13 protein-coding genes are annotated in these 14,976 nt (G+C 67.9%); 3 read left to right on the top strand and 10 right to left on the bottom strand.

Going from position 1 to position 14,976, the window contains the following annotated elements; genetic code table 11:
* Positions 1-39: 39 nt before the first annotated feature.
* The 5 genes from ileS to DBR10_RS17845 all read right to left on the bottom strand — a co-directional run bounded on the left by ileS (position 40) and on the right by DBR10_RS17845 (position 7,329).
* On the bottom strand, positions 40-3,003 hold the full coding sequence (gene ileS, locus DBR10_RS17865; protein WP_108556552.1) for an isoleucine--tRNA ligase: 2,964 nt from the start codon (positions 3,001-3,003) through the stop codon (positions 40-42).
* Positions 3,004-3,787: 784 nt separating this feature from the next.
* The gene (locus DBR10_RS17860; RefSeq protein WP_108505153.1) at positions 3,788-4,876 is read right to left on the bottom strand and encodes a S1C family serine protease; all 1,089 of its coding nucleotides are present in this window, start codon (positions 4,874-4,876) and stop codon (positions 3,788-3,790) included.
* A 168-nt stretch (positions 4,877-5,044) separates the two neighbouring features.
* Entirely contained in the window at positions 5,045-5,986 is a 942-nt protein-coding gene (locus tag DBR10_RS17855) for a bifunctional riboflavin kinase/FAD synthetase (RefSeq protein ID WP_108505152.1), read from the bottom strand.
* Complete coding sequence (locus DBR10_RS17850) at positions 5,986-6,408, bottom strand: MaoC family dehydratase (protein WP_108490093.1); 423 nt, start codon at positions 6,406-6,408, stop codon at positions 5,986-5,988. The genes DBR10_RS17855 and DBR10_RS17850 overlap by 1 nt, the downstream gene beginning before the upstream one ends.
* A 60-nt stretch (positions 6,409-6,468) precedes the next feature.
* The gene (locus tag DBR10_RS17845) at positions 6,469-7,329 is read right to left on the bottom strand and encodes a TIGR01459 family HAD-type hydrolase (protein ID WP_108556551.1); all 861 of its coding nucleotides are present in this window, start codon (positions 7,327-7,329) and stop codon (positions 6,469-6,471) included.
* 146 nt (positions 7,330-7,475) lie between these two features.
* Here DBR10_RS17845 and DBR10_RS17840 point away from each other — a divergent pair, with 146 nt between their 5' ends.
* Positions 7,476-8,042, top strand: a complete 567-nt coding sequence (locus DBR10_RS17840; RefSeq protein ID WP_108503642.1) for an NnrU family protein — start codon at positions 7,476-7,478, stop codon at positions 8,040-8,042.
* Between the two features lie 4 nt (positions 8,043-8,046).
* Here the strand turns inward: DBR10_RS17840 and DBR10_RS17835 are convergent, their stop codons facing one another.
* From DBR10_RS17835 to tipF, 3 genes are all read right to left on the bottom strand, one after another.
* Entirely contained in the window at positions 8,047-8,733 is a 687-nt protein-coding gene (locus DBR10_RS17835; protein WP_108503641.1) for a 2OG-Fe(II) oxygenase, read from the bottom strand.
* A complete protein-coding gene (locus tag DBR10_RS17830; RefSeq protein ID WP_108503640.1) occupies positions 8,730-8,972 on the bottom strand; it encodes an Ada metal-binding domain-containing protein in 243 nt (80 codons plus the stop codon). The genes DBR10_RS17835 and DBR10_RS17830 overlap by 4 nt, the downstream gene beginning before the upstream one ends.
* Before the next feature lie 74 nt (positions 8,973-9,046).
* Complete coding sequence (gene tipF, locus DBR10_RS17825) at positions 9,047-10,309, bottom strand: flagella assembly cyclic-di-GMP phosphodiesterase TipF (RefSeq protein WP_108503639.1); 1,263 nt, start codon at positions 10,307-10,309, stop codon at positions 9,047-9,049.
* 305 nt (positions 10,310-10,614) lie between these two features.
* On the opposite strand from tipF, the gene DBR10_RS17820 reads away from it, so the two are divergent.
* Positions 10,615-10,956 carry a FeoA family protein gene (locus DBR10_RS17820; protein WP_233243475.1) on the top strand — a complete coding sequence of 114 codons (342 nt, stop codon included), beginning with the start codon at positions 10,615-10,617 and terminating at the stop codon, positions 10,954-10,956.
* The gene (gene feoB / locus DBR10_RS17815; RefSeq protein WP_108503638.1) at positions 10,953-12,839 is read left to right on the top strand and encodes a ferrous iron transport protein B; all 1,887 of its coding nucleotides are present in this window, start codon (positions 10,953-10,955) and stop codon (positions 12,837-12,839) included. Before DBR10_RS17820 ends, feoB begins: the two co-directional genes overlap by 4 nt.
* A 66-nt stretch (positions 12,840-12,905) precedes the next feature.
* On the opposite strand, the gene DBR10_RS17810 is transcribed toward feoB, so the two are convergent.
* Both DBR10_RS17810 and DBR10_RS17805 read right to left on the bottom strand, forming a co-directional pair.
* On the bottom strand, positions 12,906-13,784 hold the full coding sequence (locus DBR10_RS17810) for a 3-hydroxybutyryl-CoA dehydrogenase (protein WP_108503644.1): 879 nt from the start codon (positions 13,782-13,784) through the stop codon (positions 12,906-12,908).
* Positions 13,785-13,940: 156 nt separating this feature from the next.
* The coding region (locus tag DBR10_RS17805) for a lysine-2,3-aminomutase-like protein (RefSeq protein ID WP_108556550.1) at positions 13,941-14,976 on the bottom strand (1,036 nt) is incomplete at its 5' end.

The raw sequence follows: 14,976 nt of genomic DNA, 5'->3' as shown, positions 1-14,976 counted from the left end.
CCCCATCCCCGACCCTTCCCCCATCAAGGGGGAAGGGGGTCACCCCTTCTGCTCATCCCACCACGCCACCGCGTCGGCGTCGCGCAGGCTGAGCTCCGGATAGCGCGGATCGGTGCCGACCTCCGGCAGGATGCGCCACGAGCGGGCGCACTTGTTGCCTTCGGCCCGATTGGGATCCACCGACACGCCCTTGACCTCGTCGGTCGTGAACGCGCCGCCTTCACCGGCCACCAGGGTTGCCGACGAGGTACGGAACACCTCGGCCGCATCCAGGCCGTCAAAGGCCGCCAGCAGGTCCGCATCGGCGACATGCACCACCGGCGCGGCCTCCAGGGCTGAGCCGATCCGCTTTTCGCGGCGTTCGACTTCCAGGGCTCCGGTCACCACCGACATCACCGTCGAGACCCTGGCCCAGCGGGCGGCCTCGGCGTCATTGCGCCAGGCCGCCGGGGTTTCCGGGATCACCCGCAGGCTGTTGGAGCCGGCGTCCGGGAAGCGGGTCTGCCACGCCTCTTCCATGGTGAAGCTGGTCAGCGGCGAGAGCCAGATGGTCAGGCGCTCGAACACATAGTCCAGCACCGTGCGATAGGCCCGGCGACGCAGGGCGTCGGGGCGGTCGCAATAGAGGCTGTCCTTGCGGATGTCGAAGAACAGGGTCGACAGGTCGCCCTGGCAGAACTCGATCAGCGGCCGGGTGACGTCGCTGAAGCGATAGGTCTCGTAGGCGGCGCGAACCTGGCCATCCAGCTCCCACAGGCGGTGCAGGATGAATTTCTCCAGCGGCGGGAACTGATCGTAGTCGGTCACCCGCTCGGCCTCGTCGAAGCCGGCCAGGGCCCCCAGCAGGTAGCGGGTGGTGTTGCGCAGCTTGCGATAGGCGTCGGTGGTGGTGGCCAGGATGGCCGGGCCGATGCGCTGGTCTTCCATATAGTCGACCATGGCGGTCCACAGGCGCAGGATTTCCGCACCGGAGTCCTTGGTGATGGTCTGGGGCTCGATGGTATTGCCCCGCGACTTGCTCATCTTCTCGCCGTTCTCGTCCATGGTGAAGCCATGGGTGACGACGGCCTTGTAGGGCGCACGGCCGCGGGTGCCGCAGCCTTCGAGCAGGGACGACTGGAACCAGCCGCGATGCTGGTCGCTGCCTTCCAGATAGAGGTCGGCCGGCCAGTGGCTGTCGGCCCGGCCCTCGATCGTGAAGGCATGGGTGCAGCCGCTGTCGAACCAGACGTCGAGGATGTCGGCGACCTTTTCGAACTGCGCGGGATCGTACGCCTCGCCGAGGAACTCGGCGTCGGGACGGGTGAACCAGGCATCGGCTCCGCCCTCGCGGATGGCCGCCAGGATGCGGGCATTGACGGCCGGATCCATCAGCGGCTGTCCGCTGTCCTTGTCGACAAACATGGCCAGCGGCGTGCCCCAGGCGCGCTGGCGGCTGACCAGCCAGTCGGGACGGCTTTCGACCATCGAGCCGATGCGGTTGCGGCCGCCGTCGGGATGGAAGGCGGTGTCGGCGATGGCCTGGACGGCGGTCTCGCGCAGGGTCTTGCCGCTCTCGAGCGGCTGATCCATGCGGATGAACCACTGCGGGGTGTTGCGGAAGATGATCGGGGCCTTCGAGCGCCAGCTGTGCGGATAGCTGTGCTCGACGCGGCCGCGGGCCAGCAGGTTGCCGGCCTCGATCAGTTTGTCCATCACCGCGCCGTTGGCGGGGCCGAACTTGCCGGCCTTCTTGCCCTCGGTCTCGATGACCTTCAGGCCCGCAAACAGCGGCACATGCGGATAGTAGGCGCCGTCGGGATCGACGGTGTCGGGGATGGAATCGAGGCTGTAGCCGCTCTTCAGCCAGACCAGATAGTCATCTGCGCCGTGGCCCGGGGCTGTGTGGACAAAGCCGGTGCCGGCGTCGTCGGTCACGTGTTCGCCGGCCAGCAGCGGGACGTCGAAGCCGAAGCCCGTATCGAACTGGGCCAGCGGGTGGGCGCAGATCAGGCCGGTCGGATCGATGGGCTCGACCCGGCGCCAGGTGGCGACCTTGGCGGCCTTGCGCACGTCCTCGGCCAGCTTGTCGGCGATGATCAGCCGGTCTCCCGGCTTGGACCACGGGGCGAACTCGAGGTTCTCCTCCATGGCTTCGACCTCATAGAGGCCGTATTCGACCTTCGGATTGAAGCTGATCGCCCGGTTGGCCGGGATGGTCCACGGCGTGGTGGTCCAGATGACGACGCTGGCGTCATTGGGCGGCAGCCGGAAGACATTGTCGCCGGCCGGATTGCCCGACAGCGCATAGTGCTCCTCGTCATAGACCCTGACCGGGAACTTGACCCAGACCGTCGGGCTGACGTGGTCGTGGTACTCGATCTCGGCATCGGCCAGGGCCGTGCGCTCGACCGGGCTCCACATCACCGGCTTGGAGCCGCGATAGAGCTGGCCCGAGGCGGCGAACCTGTGGAACTCGGCGACGATGGTGGCTTCGGACGTGAAGTCCATGGTGGCATAGCGGTTCCACCAGTCGGCCAGAACGCCCAGGCGCTGGAACTCGGTCTTCTGGGCCTCGATCCAGCCGCCGGCATAGTCGCGGCAGCGCTTGCGGAACTCCTCGGCCGGGACCTCGTCCTTGCGGCGGCCCTTGGCGCGGAATTCTTCCTCGATCTTCCACTCGATCGGCAGGCCGTGGCAGTCCCAGCCAGGCACATAGTCGACGTCATAGCCGAGGGCGAAGCGGCTGCGGACCACGAAGTCCTTGAGAATCTTGTTCAGCGCGTGGCCGATATGGATCGGGCCGTTGGCATAGGGCGGGCCGTCGTGGAACACGAACATCGGCGCGCCGTCGGCCTGGCGCTTGGCCCTGACGGCGCCATAGAGGCCCTTGTCCGACAGGGCGGCCCAGCCGGCCAGGATTTCAGGTTCCTTCTTGGGCAGGCCGCCGCGCATCGGGAACGGGGTGTCGGGAAGGAAGACGGTGTCGCGATAGTCGCGGGCGGGCGTGGCGTCGTCGGCCATGGGAATGAGATCCGGATCTGGAAGTTCGGGGTTCCCGGCACGGCCTGCGCGGCGACGCCGCGTCGTTGGCCGGGAATGACGGATTTAGAAGAACCCGACGCGCGCGCATGCCTGACCGGCGGCGTCACGCCGGGCGGATAATTCGCGGGATTTTCCGAACGAACGTCATGGCTGTCGGGATAGCAGAGGGAAAAGGGCAAGACCAGTCCGATGCACCGCGCTTACGATCGACAGGGGGCCGCGATCTCGCGCCAGGGCTGCGAGGGGATGGAAAGGAGGGCGGAGCGCCCGGGCCACGCCCGGAAGTGAAAGAGATTACCGTTTCGACGAAGCCTTGACGCTCCGCGCGACCGTTTGGCGACGGCATCCGGCCTTTCGGCGCTGTTGACGCCAGGCCGTCTAGGCCGCCGGCCGGCGGGCAGGCCGCGAAGCCTGTCCCGGACCGCAGGCATCTCTGCCTGCCTGCCGTCCCCGTCGACCCTGTCACCCCACGTCGTTTCTGTGATCCACGGCCGACCGCCGCCAGAGGGATGGAGGTTGCTCCCGACGCCACGCGGACCCCGGATCGCATCGACGAGCACTCCCGGCTCGATCGCCCCCCGCCGCCGCATCGGTCGCTGGCCATGCGCCCTTTCCCGCGTCGAGGTGAGATCAGTATGGGCCAGGTTTCGAACGCGTCTGACCGGCGCGCCCGATCTTTTTTCAAAGGTCCGATTTCATTGAAGTCTTCAGGCGAGAGAACGGGGATTGAGCGGGCTGTATCCCCATGGTCCCGGCCGGCCGCTCACCCGCGCTTGCGCACTTTCGGGGTGATGCTCACGGTCATCAGCCGGCCCTCACGGATCAGGCCGAAGGCCATGGGCCGGTCGATGCTGTGATGGTCCAGGGCCCGCAGCAGGTCATCCAGGCCGGTCAGGGGCTGGTCACCGGCGCTGAGCAGCAGGTCGCCTTCCTTGACCCCGGCCTTGGCCGCCGGTCCGCCGGCCTCGACCTGGGCGACGAATACGGCATAGGCCTGGGTGACGCCGGTGGCCTTGGCCAGGGTGGCGGGAATCGGGGCCTGCTGGGCGACCAGGCCGATCGAACCGCGCCGCACGAAGCCGTGGGTCAGCAGTTCGGCCATGACGAAGGTGGCGGTGTTCACCGCGACGGCGAAGCACAGGCCCTGATAGCCGGCGATGATGGCGGTGGCGATGCCGACCACCTCGCCGCGCGAGCTGACCAGCGGCCCGCCGCTGTTGCCGGGATTGAGGGCGGCATCGGTCTGGATCAGGTCCTCGATCAGCCGGCCGCGTTCGCCGCGCAGGCTGCGACCCAGGGCCGAGACGACGCCGGTGGTCACCGTCGCCTCAAAGCCGAGCGGCGCGCCGATGGCGATGACCAGCTGGCCGCGTCGCAGCCGCTTGGAGTCGCCGAGGGCTACGACGGGCAGGCTTATGCCCTGGTCGATCTTCAGCAGGGCCAGGTCGGTATCGGGGTCGTCGCCGATGCAGCGGGCGGTCAGGCTGCGACCCTCGGCGGTGATGACGACGAAGCGGCTGGCCCCCTGGACCACGTGGCTGTTGGTCAGGATCACCCCGCCTTCAGCGACCGCAAAGCCCGAGCCGACCCCCTGGATGCGCGGGTCTTCCAGCATCGGATGGACGCGAACGACCGAGGGGCCGACGGCCTCGACGGCGCGGACGACGGCATTGGAATAGGCGTCCAGCAGGCCGTCATCGGCCGGAAAGCACACCGCCCCGCCGGCCTGGGGCACCTCGCCGGAGTCGAAGACGAACTGGGCGGCGTCGGGCCAGGCCAGGATCTCGTGGCGCGGCCGCCGGGCCGGGCGCCGGGCCTGCGCGAAACTCTGGTACTTCCGCCCCTTCAACATGCCTGTCCCCACAGCCCTGCAAGAAGGTTAACAGCAGCGGCGCGGCCGGGGATAGGGGGATTGGGCGCGCGCTGGGTCCCCGTCGTCACGATGCTGCGCATCGCGCCACCGCGCCGGTCTTTCGGGTGAGGAGAAAGCACAGCTCGCTCCCCCCGCGGAGAGGGCGGACTAGAACCCCGGGGCCACGATCGCCCGGGCGGCGGTTTCGTCGCGGCGGATCTGTTCGACCATCAGCTCGATGCTGTCGAACTTCAGTTCCGGCCGCAGGAAGGCGATCAACTGGGTCTCGATAACCTGACCGTAGAGGTCCTCGTCGAAGTCGAACAGCCAGGTTTCCAGCCGGGTCTCGACCGTCCCGGTCGTCGGGTTGTTGCCCAGGTTGGCGACGCCGGGCACCTCGCGCCCGTCGGGCAGGCGGGTGCGGGTCGCGTAGACGCCGAGCTTGGGCACCACATAGTCGACGATCTCGACATTGGCCGTCGGGAAGCCCAGCTGGCGGCCCAGCTGCTGGCCACGCCGGACCACGCCTTCGATGGCGAACGGGCGACCCAGGATCCGGGCTGCCGTCTCCGGCTGCCCGTCGCGCAGGGCGTCACGGACGCTGGTCGACGAGAACTTGTCGCCTGCCTCGCCGGCCACGGGGGCGGCGATCGATACGCCGAAGCCCTTTTCCGCGCCATAGGCGTTGAGGGCCTCGGGGCTGCCGGTCCGGCCCTTGCCGAACGAGATGTCGAACCCGGCCGCCACGTGCCTTACGCCCAGGCCCTCGACCAGAACCTGATCGACAAATTCCTTGTCCGAGAAGCTGGCCATCTGGAAGTCGAACGGCAGCAGATAGAGGACATCGACGCCCATTCCGGCCAGCACGCGGGCCTGCTGCTCGATCGTCATCAGCCGGAAGGCCGGCTCGCTGGGACGGAACAGGCGGCGCGGGTGGGGATCGAAGGTGATCACGCCCAGCGGAGCCTTCAGCACCTGGGCGGCCCGGGCGGCTTCGGCGATCACCTGCTGGTGGCCGCGATGGACACCATCGAAATTGCCGAGCGCTGCGGCCACGCCCCGATGTTCCGGGGGCAGGTCCTTCCAGCTGTGGACGATCTTCAGGGGCATCAGGCAGCCTTGCGCGGAACCATGATCAGGGCTTCGCCCTCGATCACGGGCTTGCCGTTGACCAGGCAAACCGTCGTCAGGGTCACGCGGGCCTTGGCCGTGTCGATTTCGCTGATCGTGGCACGGGCGGTGACCTCGTCGCCGATCTTCACCGGGCGCTTGAAGCGCAGGGCCTGGGACAGATAGATCGCGCCGGGGCCCGGCAGCCGGGTGCCGATCACGGCCGAGATATAGCTGGCCGACAGCATGCCGTGGGCGATGCGCTCGCCGAAGCTGGTCCCGGCGGCATAGTCGGCGTCGAGGTGGACGGGATTGTTGTCACCGCTCACGGCCGCGAAGGCGATGATGTCGGCTTCGCCGACGGTGCGGACCAGATCGGCGCTCTGGCCGACCGAAAGATCCTCGAGAAACAGACCCTGCATGACGCGTCCCCTGCGTTTTTTATTGTGCGTTGCAGCGCAATCTAGCCGCTGATCGGCAATTCACCAGACCAGATCGCCTACGGCGTGAGTGGCCCCGACCTTCTCGGCGGCCAGCAGGCCCAGCACGGCCTCCGGGTCCAGACGGCCGTCGGGGCCGATGGCGGCTTCGCCATGGATGCCCTTGGCGATGAACAGGCAGGCCAGGGCCTGATTCTGCGCGCCCAGGACATCGGTGATGACGCCGTCACCGATGCAGAGCACCCGCGAGCGATCCACCGGCTTGCCCGTGAGCTTTTCGGCCTCGGCGAGGGCCAGGTCGTAGATCGGCGCGAACGGCTTGCCGGCCATGATCACCTTGCCGCCCAGGCTCTCATAGAGATCGGCCAGGGCCCCGGCGCAGAAGATCAGGCGGTCTCCACGCTGCACCACCCGGTCGGGATTGGCACAGATGAAGGTCAGGCCGCGTTGGGCCGCCACGGCCAGACGGTCGCGATAGAGCTCGGGCGTCTCGGTCTCGTCGTCATAGAGGCCGGTGGACGAGATGAAGTCGGCGTCCTCGCAGCTCCCGTCCTCAAGGTCGAGGCCGGCATAGAGGGTCTCATCGCGCGGCGGACCGATCTTCCAGGCCTTGCCCGGGGCCCGCTCGGCCAGCAGGGCGCGGGTGGCGTCGCCCGAGGTGACAAAGCCGCTCCAGGCCGAGCGCGGCACGCCCAGGCTGTCCAGCTGGGCCACCACATCGGACGACGGGCGCGGCGCATTGGAGATCAGCACCACCGGCCCGACCCTGGTCCCCCACTGGGTCAGGGCCTCGCAGGCCTCCGGGAAGCTCTGGACGCCGTTATGGATGACGCCCCAGACGTCGCAGAGGACGACGTCGTAGCGGTCGGACAGGGCGGAAAGGCCAGCAGGAAAGTCGATCATGACAGCGCGGGTACCGGTCGGGGGGCAAGGCGTCAACGGCGAGGCGTGGCTTAGGTGTCGCCCTGATCGGCAAATTCAAGGGCCCGGCTTGGGGATTGCGTCGTTCCGGGCCTAAGGTCGTGGCCAGAAAACATTGGGGGGAGACAATGACGGTACTGATCCTTGGGCTGGTGCTCTTTCTCGGGATGCACAGCGTCCGCATCGTCGCCGGACCTTTTCGGGACGTGCAGGTGGCGGCCCGGCCGGGGCTCTGGAAGGGGCTCTACTCGCTGGTCTCGGCCGTCGGTCTCGGGCTGATCATCTGGGGCTGGATGCTCTACCGCCCCGCCGCGCCGGTGCTGTACGACCCGCCGGTCTGGGGTCGCCACCTGGCCATGGCCCTGGTCTGGCCGGCCTTCATTCTGCTGGCCGGGTCCAACGGTCCGGTGGGCAAGATCAAGGCCGCCGTGCAGCATCCCATGCTGATCGGCATCATCCTGTGGTCGCTGGCCCACCTGCTGGCCAATGGCGACCAGGCCTCGGTCCTGCTGTTCGGCGGCTTCCTGGTCTTTTCGGTCGCCGACCTGGTTTCGGCCCTGGGGCGCAAAACCCCGGCTCCGGTGGCCGTCGGGGTCCTGCCCGACGTGATCATGGTCGTGGCCGGCACGGCGCTCTACGCCCTGTTCGTCTTCGTGCTGCACCGGATGCTGTTCGGGGTTTCGCCCCTGGGCTGAGCCCTTATGTCGCGTCGTGAAAGATCAAGCCCAGGGTCCGGCGGCGGCCCGAGCGGATCTCGCTGACGCCATGGCGCAGGATCCGCCGGTGCACCCCGCGCGTCCCCTCGGCCGGGCGGTCGCGGACAGCAAAGATCACGGCCTCGCCCTGCCGGATCGGCACGACCTGGGGCGCGGACTGCTGGCGGGGGCGCTGTTCGACCAGCACGAACTCGCCGCCCTCGAAGTCGCGGCCGGGCGCATCCAGCAGGATGGCGGCCTGCAGCGGAAAGACGTGTTCGCCGTAAAGGTCCTGGTGCAGGCAGTTATAGTCGCCGGGGCCATAGGTCAGCATCAGCGGCGTGGGCCGCACCTGACCGGCCGCGTGGCAGCGGGCCAGCATCTGGTCCAGCGTCTCCGGATAGCGCTGATCCTGTCCCAGACGTTCGGCCCAGCGGTTGGCGACGCCCGCCAGCGGCGGATACAGGCTCTCGCGCAGGGCCTGGACGGGATCCGGCAGGGGGTAGCGGAAATACTGGTATTCCCCGCGGCCAAAGCCGTGACGGCCCATCACCACGCGGCTGCGAAAAAGCGACTCCTGCCCGTAGAGTCCCGCGAGGTCCGCGCAGGTCGCCGGCGTCAGCAGCGGCCCGGTCAGGGCCCAGCCCCGCGCGTCCAGCTCACCGGCGATCCGTGTCCAGTCCAGGGTCATGCCGCCCCCGGCATGCCGTCAGGCCGGCAGCGCTTACAGGCCCGAAAACCGGCGGCGAGGGCGCTGGCGGCCGTGTCGTGAAAGACGACGTTCTTGCGCAGCGGCCGGGCCGGACAGACCGGGCGGCAATAGATCCCGGTGGTGCGAACCGCGATGAAAAAGGCCCCGTCTGCGGCTGCGTCGCGCGCCAGGCAGGCGGCCCAGCGGGTCTCGTCGTCGGGATATGCCGTTGGGGTCATGCTGGGCGGGCTCCGTTCAGAAGGAGAGCCTGCACCCCATTCGTCGTCCGGTCATTCCGAAGCTTGCGGTTTGCCTACCAGTTGGCGGTCCGGCGGCCCAGGGCCCCGCGCAGGAAATCCTGCGGCGGCTCGGCCTCGGCCAGCACCGCATCGCGGATCGCCCGCGGCTCGCCGAACAGGTGCCCCTGGCCGTAGCCGATGTCGAGATCGAGGATGTCGACGATCTGGCGCTCGGCCTCGACCTTCTCGACGATCACCTCGATGCCGTAGCGACGGGTCAGGGCGGCGAAATCGGCGGCATTGAGGTCGGGCAGGCTGGCAATAACCAGCTTGCCGTCCTGCTCCTGCAACTGGTCCAGCAGCATCTGGGCCCCGATTTTCAGGAACTTGACGTCGGCCCGGGACAGGTCCTGGAAGTCCATGTCCAGGTCGACGACCTTGTCGATGCTGAACTGGAAGCCGAGGGCGGCGAGGCGGGCCATGTGCCGGGCCTCGACGGGGCCGCGCTGGTCGAAGGCGGCCTGGCCCAGCTCGAAGAACACCGCGCCGGCCAGGTCCTTGTTGGCCTGCATAAACTCGAGGAACTGCGGGAAGAAGCTCTCGTCGGCCAGGCTGGCCAGCGAGATGTTGCAGAAGATCCCGACCTTGCGGTCCTGCTTGGCCAGACGGCGGACGATCTGCACGCAGCGGAACAGCAGCAGGTTGTCGATGGCGGTCATCAGGCCTTCAGGCTCGGCGACAGCCAGATACTCGGCCGGCATCATCACCCGGCCGGTCTCATCGCGCAGGCGCGAGAAGCTTTCGTAAAACACCGTCCGGCGCTGGGGCAGGCTGACGACCGGTTGCAGATAGAGGTCGACCCGGTTTTCGGCCAGGGCGTCCTGCACCACTTCGAGCATGATGTTGGACTGCGGGCTGCGGCCGCGGACCTCGACCCGGGCAGCCGCGACCTGGTGGGTCAGCTGGTGCTCGAGGCGCGCATTCATGTCCTGGATCAGGTCTTCGAGCTGGTGCACCTCGGTGGACAGCTCGTCGGACCGGCGCTGGGCGTCCAGGGTCACCGTCTCGACCAGCTCGGTCATGCGGGCGTCGACCCGGCTCAGCTGCTCCAGCAGGATGGCGTGGGCTTCGCGCACCGTTTCGATGTCCATGCGGACGCTGACCGACTCGAAGGCGTTGCTGATCAGGCCGTGGAAGGCAAAGCACAGGCCCAGCATGCCGATGAAGGCCGACAGGCCGACAGCCGGTGCCGCTCCCGTGCGCCACATCAGCAGGGAGACGATCAAGGCCAGACAAAGATAGGCGCCGGTCAGCAGCGCCAGCTTTAGCCTTCGCATTATTCCGTCCAAGCGAATCGTTACGGCCTTATCAGACCGGGCTGTGTCTCAAGAGTCGAACAGATTAACACGGCTGCGCCATTCCGCCTCGCTCCGGGGGCGGAGATTGAGCGGCGGGCCCCGGCAGATCGCCGGAAATCGCGGCCCAGCGGGTGGCGTGCGCGCATCCGGGACCCTCAACCGATGCGTATTTGCGGCAGACCTTGATCCTGGGCAAGGACACGCCGTGCGTGACCGACGACAACGCCGCATCGACATCAAGCTCTTACACTGATAATCACTCGCAAGTTTTTGCGGAGCCCTGGATGCCCGACGGTCTAGCCCTTGCTGCCGGCCTTGATGCCGCCCCTCCTGCCGTGCCCCCCGCCGTGTCTGAAGAGCGCCTGCTCAGCCTGGCCTCGCGGGGTGACCGGGGCGTGATCGTGCGCGTGACCGGCGTGACCGGCGCGGATGAGGCGGTGGTCGCTGATGAGCTGGAGCGCCGGCTGCTGGAAATGGGCTTTGTCGAGGGCGCACGGATCGAAGTGCTGCACGAGGGCCTGTTCGGCCGTGACCCGATTGCCGTCCGGGTCGATGACACCCGTGTCGCCCTGCGCCGTCGCGAGGCCGGGGCCGTGACCGTGAAGTTCGACGGACGCCAGCCTTGACCACAGAAACCCTGTCCCTAGGCCTCGACCCGGCGCGCATCGCCCTGGTCGGCAATCCCAATTCGGGCAAGACTGCCCTGTTCAACGCCCTGACCGGCAGCCGCCAGAAGGTCGCCAACTATGCCGGCGTCACCGTCGAGCGGAAGGAGGGCATCCTGACCACGGCCGGTGGCCGCACGCTCCGGCTGCTGGACCTGCCCGGCACCTATTCGCTGCGGGCCCGCAGCCCTGATGAAGTGGTGACCCGCGACGCGATCCTCGGCCGGCTGGCCGGCGAGGCTGCGCCCGATGTTCTGGTCTGTGTGGCCGATGCGACCAATCTGCGTCTCGTCCTGCGCCTGGCCCTGGAACTGAAACAGGTGGGGCGCCCGTTCGTCCTGGCCCTCAACATGTTCGATATCGCCCAGCGCCAGGGGCTGCGGATCGATGTCGAGCAGCTGGCCCGCGAGCTCGGTGCGCCGATCGTCACCACCGTGGCGACCCGCAAGCGCGGCCTGGACGAGCTGATCGCCAAGGCCGAGATGCTGACGGTCACCCATGCCGGTGGTGCCGCCAATGTCTGGCGCGAGCCGGATGCGGCCGAGATCCGCAGTGCCCATGCCGAGGCCCAGCGCATCTTCCGCGCCTGTGTGAAGCCGCCCGAGCGCCCGGACACCGTGACCGGCAAGATCGACGATGTGCTGCTGCACCCGGCGGCGGGCCTGGCGATCCTGCTGGGTCTGCTGTTTGTGATGTTCCAGGCAGTGTTTACCTGGGCCACCGTGCCGGCGGATGCGATCGACTCCGGTTTCTCGGCCCTGGGAGCCTGGGTGTCGCAGACCCTGCCAGAAGGCCTGCTGGCCAGCCTGATCGCCGACGGCCTGATTGCCGGGGTGGGCAGTGTGCTGGTCTTCCTGCCGCAGATCCTGATCCTGTTCTTCTTCATCCTGCTGCTGGAAGACAGCGGCTACATGGCCCGGGCGGCCTTCCTGATGGACAAGATCATGGGCGGGGCCGGCCTGCACGGCCGGGCCTTTATCCCGCTGCTGTCCAGCTTTGCCTGTGCCATTCCCGGCATCATGTCGACGCGGGTGATCGACAACCGGCAGGACCGGCTGACGACCATCCTGGTCGCGCCGCTGATGACCTGCTCGGCCCGTATTCCGGTCTATACGCTGATCATCGGAGCCTTCATCCCCAATCAGACCGTGTGGGGCGTGCTGTCCCTGCAGGGGCTGGTGATGTTCGGCCTCTATGCCGGCGGCATCGTCAGCGCCCTGGCCGTCTCCTTCGTCCTGCGCCGGGTGTTCTGGCGCGGATCGGTCGAGCCGTTCATGATGGAGCTGCCGACCTATCGCTGGCCCGAGCCGCGCAACGTCCTGATGAACCTGTGGACCCGGGCCCGGATCTTCCTGACCCGGGCGGGGCGGATCATCCTGCCGCTGATGGTACTGGTCTGGGTTCTGTCGACCTTCCCCTATCCGCCCGAGGGGGCGACCGGCCCGGCCATCGACTACAGCTTCGCCGGGCGGATCGGGCACTTCATCGCGCCCGTGATGCAGCCCATCGGCTTCAACTGGCAAATGACCATCGCCCTGATCCCGGGCTTTGCAGCCCGCGAGGTGGCCGTCGCCGCCCTCGGCACCGTCTATGCGGTCGGCGGCGACGACGAGGCCGGCACCAAGCTGGGCGTGCTTCTGGCGGGCAAGTGGTCGCTGGCCACCGCCCTGTCGTTCCTGGCCTGGTACATCTTCGCCCCGCAGTGCGCCGCGACCCTGGGCGTGGTCAAGCGCGAGACCAACAGCTGGCTCTGGCCGACGGTGATGTTCCTCTACATGACCGGCCTGGCCTACCTGGCCTCGTTCGCGACCTACCACATCGCCGTCGCGATGGGGGCGGGGTGATCCCAAACGAAAACGCCCGCTCCGGAGGCCGGAGCGGGCGAGCTTTGGTTTTTTCTGGCTAACGCCCTAGCGCGTCGGAACCGGGACGTCGCCGCGATAGTCATAGAAGCCGCGGCCGGCCTTCTTGCCCAGCCAGCCGGCCTCGACATATTTCACCAGCAGCGGGCAGGGGCGATACTTGCTGTCGGCCAGGCCTTCGTGGAGCACGTTCATGATGCTCAGCACCGTGTCCAGGCCGATGAAGTCGCCCAGTTCCAGCGGGCCCATCGGGTGGTTGGCCCCCAGCTTCATGGCGGTGTCGATGGCGTCGACCGTGCCCACGCCCTCGTACAGGGTGTAGATGGCCTCGTTGATCATCGGTACCAGCACGCGGTTGACGATGAAGGCCGGGAAGTCTTCGGCATTGCTGGTGATCTTGCCCAGCGACTGGGCGAAGGCCACCGCCCGCTCATAGGTCGGGACGTCGGTGGCGATGCCGCGGATGATCTCGACCAGCTTCATCAGCGGTACGGGGTTCATGAAGTGCAGGCCGATGAACCGCTCGGGGCGGTCAGTGGCCGAGGCCAGGCGGGTGATCGAGATCGACGAGGTGTTCGAGGCCAGCAGGGTCTCGGGCTTCAGGTGCGGTTGCAGCGCCCGGAAGATGGCCTTCTTGGTCTCTTCGTTCTCGGTTGCTGCCTCGATGGCCAGATCGGTCTGGCCGACCGCTTCAAGCCCTTCGGCCGGTTTGATGCGCGACAGGGCTCCGGACATGGCGGCATCGTCGATGATGCCGCGCCCGACCTGACGGGCGAGGTTCTTCTCGATCAGCGCCAGACCGGCGTCGATACGGTCTCTGGAGACGTCATGCAGCAGGACATCATAGCCTGCCAGCGCACAGACATGCGCAATGCCCGACCCCATCTGGCCGGCACCGATAACGCCGACCGTCTTGATTTCACTCATGAACGCCAAGCCTTCGCTTGATACGGCGACCGGAGGAACATCCGCGCCCTCGATTATGGCGATGTTTCTAGCACGAGAAACATCGACCTCGCCAAGGCTTTGCTGCGACGCAGCGGGGAAGTGTCGCGCCGGCCCTGTCCAGCGCTGTCTTGTCCGTCAGACGGCCTTCCCCGGCGGATAGGCATGGATCCCGCCCTGCGGGTCTTCCACGACCGGGCCGTCCAGATAGACCGGGCCGACCGGGACCTTGCCGTGCCCGCCCGGGATGTCGAGGATATAGGTCGGCTGGGCGAGGCCCGAGACGGCCCCGCGCATCGCCCTCATCAGGGCCTGACCCTCGGCGAGGCCGGTGCGCAGGTGGCTGGTGCCCGGCGCATGGTCGTGATGGTGCAGATAGTAGGGCTTGATCCGGGTCTCGACGAAGGCGCGCATCAGGGCCGCCAGGGTGTCGGCGTCGTCATTGATCCCGGCCAGCAGCACCGTCTGGCTGACCATCGGGATGCCGGCGTCGACGATCCGGCCGCAGGCGGCGCGGGCGGCCGGCGTCAGTTCGCGGGCATGGTTGGCATGCAGCGCCACATAGACGGCCTTGCCCGACGCCTTCAGGGCTTCGACCATCTCGGCGGTGATCGCGGCCGGATCAACGGCCGGGATGCGGGTGTGGAAGCGCACCACCTTCACATGATCGATCTTCGCCAGCCGTTCGCCCAGGTCGCGGATACGGCGCGGTGACAGCACCAGCGGGTCGCCGCCGGTGATGATCACCTCCCAGATCTCCGGATGGGCGGCGACATAGGCGAAGGCCGCGTCCAGTTCGTCCGGCGACAGGGTCTTGAGGCCCTCGGGCCCGACCATCTCGCGCCGGAAGCAGAACCGGCAATAGACCGCGCAGGTGTGGGTGGGTTTCAGCAGCACCCGGTCGGGATAGCGGTGGACGATCCCCCCGACCGGGCTGTGGGTCAGGTCGCCGATCGGGTCGGGATCCTCGCCGGGCGTCGAGATCAGCTCGGCGACCTGCGGCAAAAACTGGCGGGCGATGGGGTCGGCCTCGTTGGCCGGCTCGATCAGGGCGGCCATGTCGGCGGTGATCGCCACGGCATACTGCGCCGCCACGCGCTCCAGGGCCGGCAGGCGCTCGGGAGCGATCAGGCCGGCGTCGGCCAGGGCGGCTGCGCTGCGAAGGGTGTGGGCG

This window comes from Caulobacter sp. HMWF025, assembly GCF_003060965.1.
GTDB lineage: Bacteria > Pseudomonadota > Alphaproteobacteria > Caulobacterales > Caulobacteraceae > Caulobacter.
Note: the sequence above shows the minus strand (reverse complement) of the source record. Positions and strands in the feature narration are given on the sequence as shown.

Bases quoted from the DNA above. Each gene is read 5' to 3' on its own strand.
- ileS (WP_108556552.1), bottom strand. From the start codon at position 3,003: ATGGCCGACGACGCCACGCCCGCCCGCGACTATCGCGACACCGTCTTC.
- DBR10_RS17860 (WP_108505153.1), bottom strand. From the start codon at position 4,876: ATGTTGAAGGGGCGGAAGTACCAGAGTTTCGCGCAGGCCCGGCGCCCG.
- DBR10_RS17855 (WP_108505152.1), bottom strand. From the start codon at position 5,986: ATGCCCCTGAAGATCGTCCACAGCTGGAAGGACCTGCCCCCGGAACAT.
- DBR10_RS17850 (WP_108490093.1), bottom strand. From the start codon at position 6,408: ATGCAGGGTCTGTTTCTCGAGGATCTTTCGGTCGGCCAGAGCGCCGAT.
- DBR10_RS17845 (WP_108556551.1), bottom strand. From the start codon at position 7,329: ATGATCGACTTTCCTGCTGGCCTTTCCGCCCTGTCCGACCGCTACGAC.
- DBR10_RS17840 (WP_108503642.1), top strand. From the start codon at position 7,476: ATGACGGTACTGATCCTTGGGCTGGTGCTCTTTCTCGGGATGCACAGC.
- DBR10_RS17835 (WP_108503641.1), bottom strand. From the start codon at position 8,733: ATGACCCTGGACTGGACACGGATCGCCGGTGAGCTGGACGCGCGGGGC.
- DBR10_RS17830 (WP_108503640.1), bottom strand. From the start codon at position 8,972: ATGACCCCAACGGCATATCCCGACGACGAGACCCGCTGGGCCGCCTGC.
- tipF (WP_108503639.1), bottom strand. From the start codon at position 10,309: ATGCGAAGGCTAAAGCTGGCGCTGCTGACCGGCGCCTATCTTTGTCTG.
- DBR10_RS17820 (WP_233243475.1), top strand. From the start codon at position 10,615: ATGCCCGACGGTCTAGCCCTTGCTGCCGGCCTTGATGCCGCCCCTCCT.
- DBR10_RS17810 (WP_108503644.1), bottom strand. From the start codon at position 13,784: ATGAGTGAAATCAAGACGGTCGGCGTTATCGGTGCCGGCCAGATGGGG.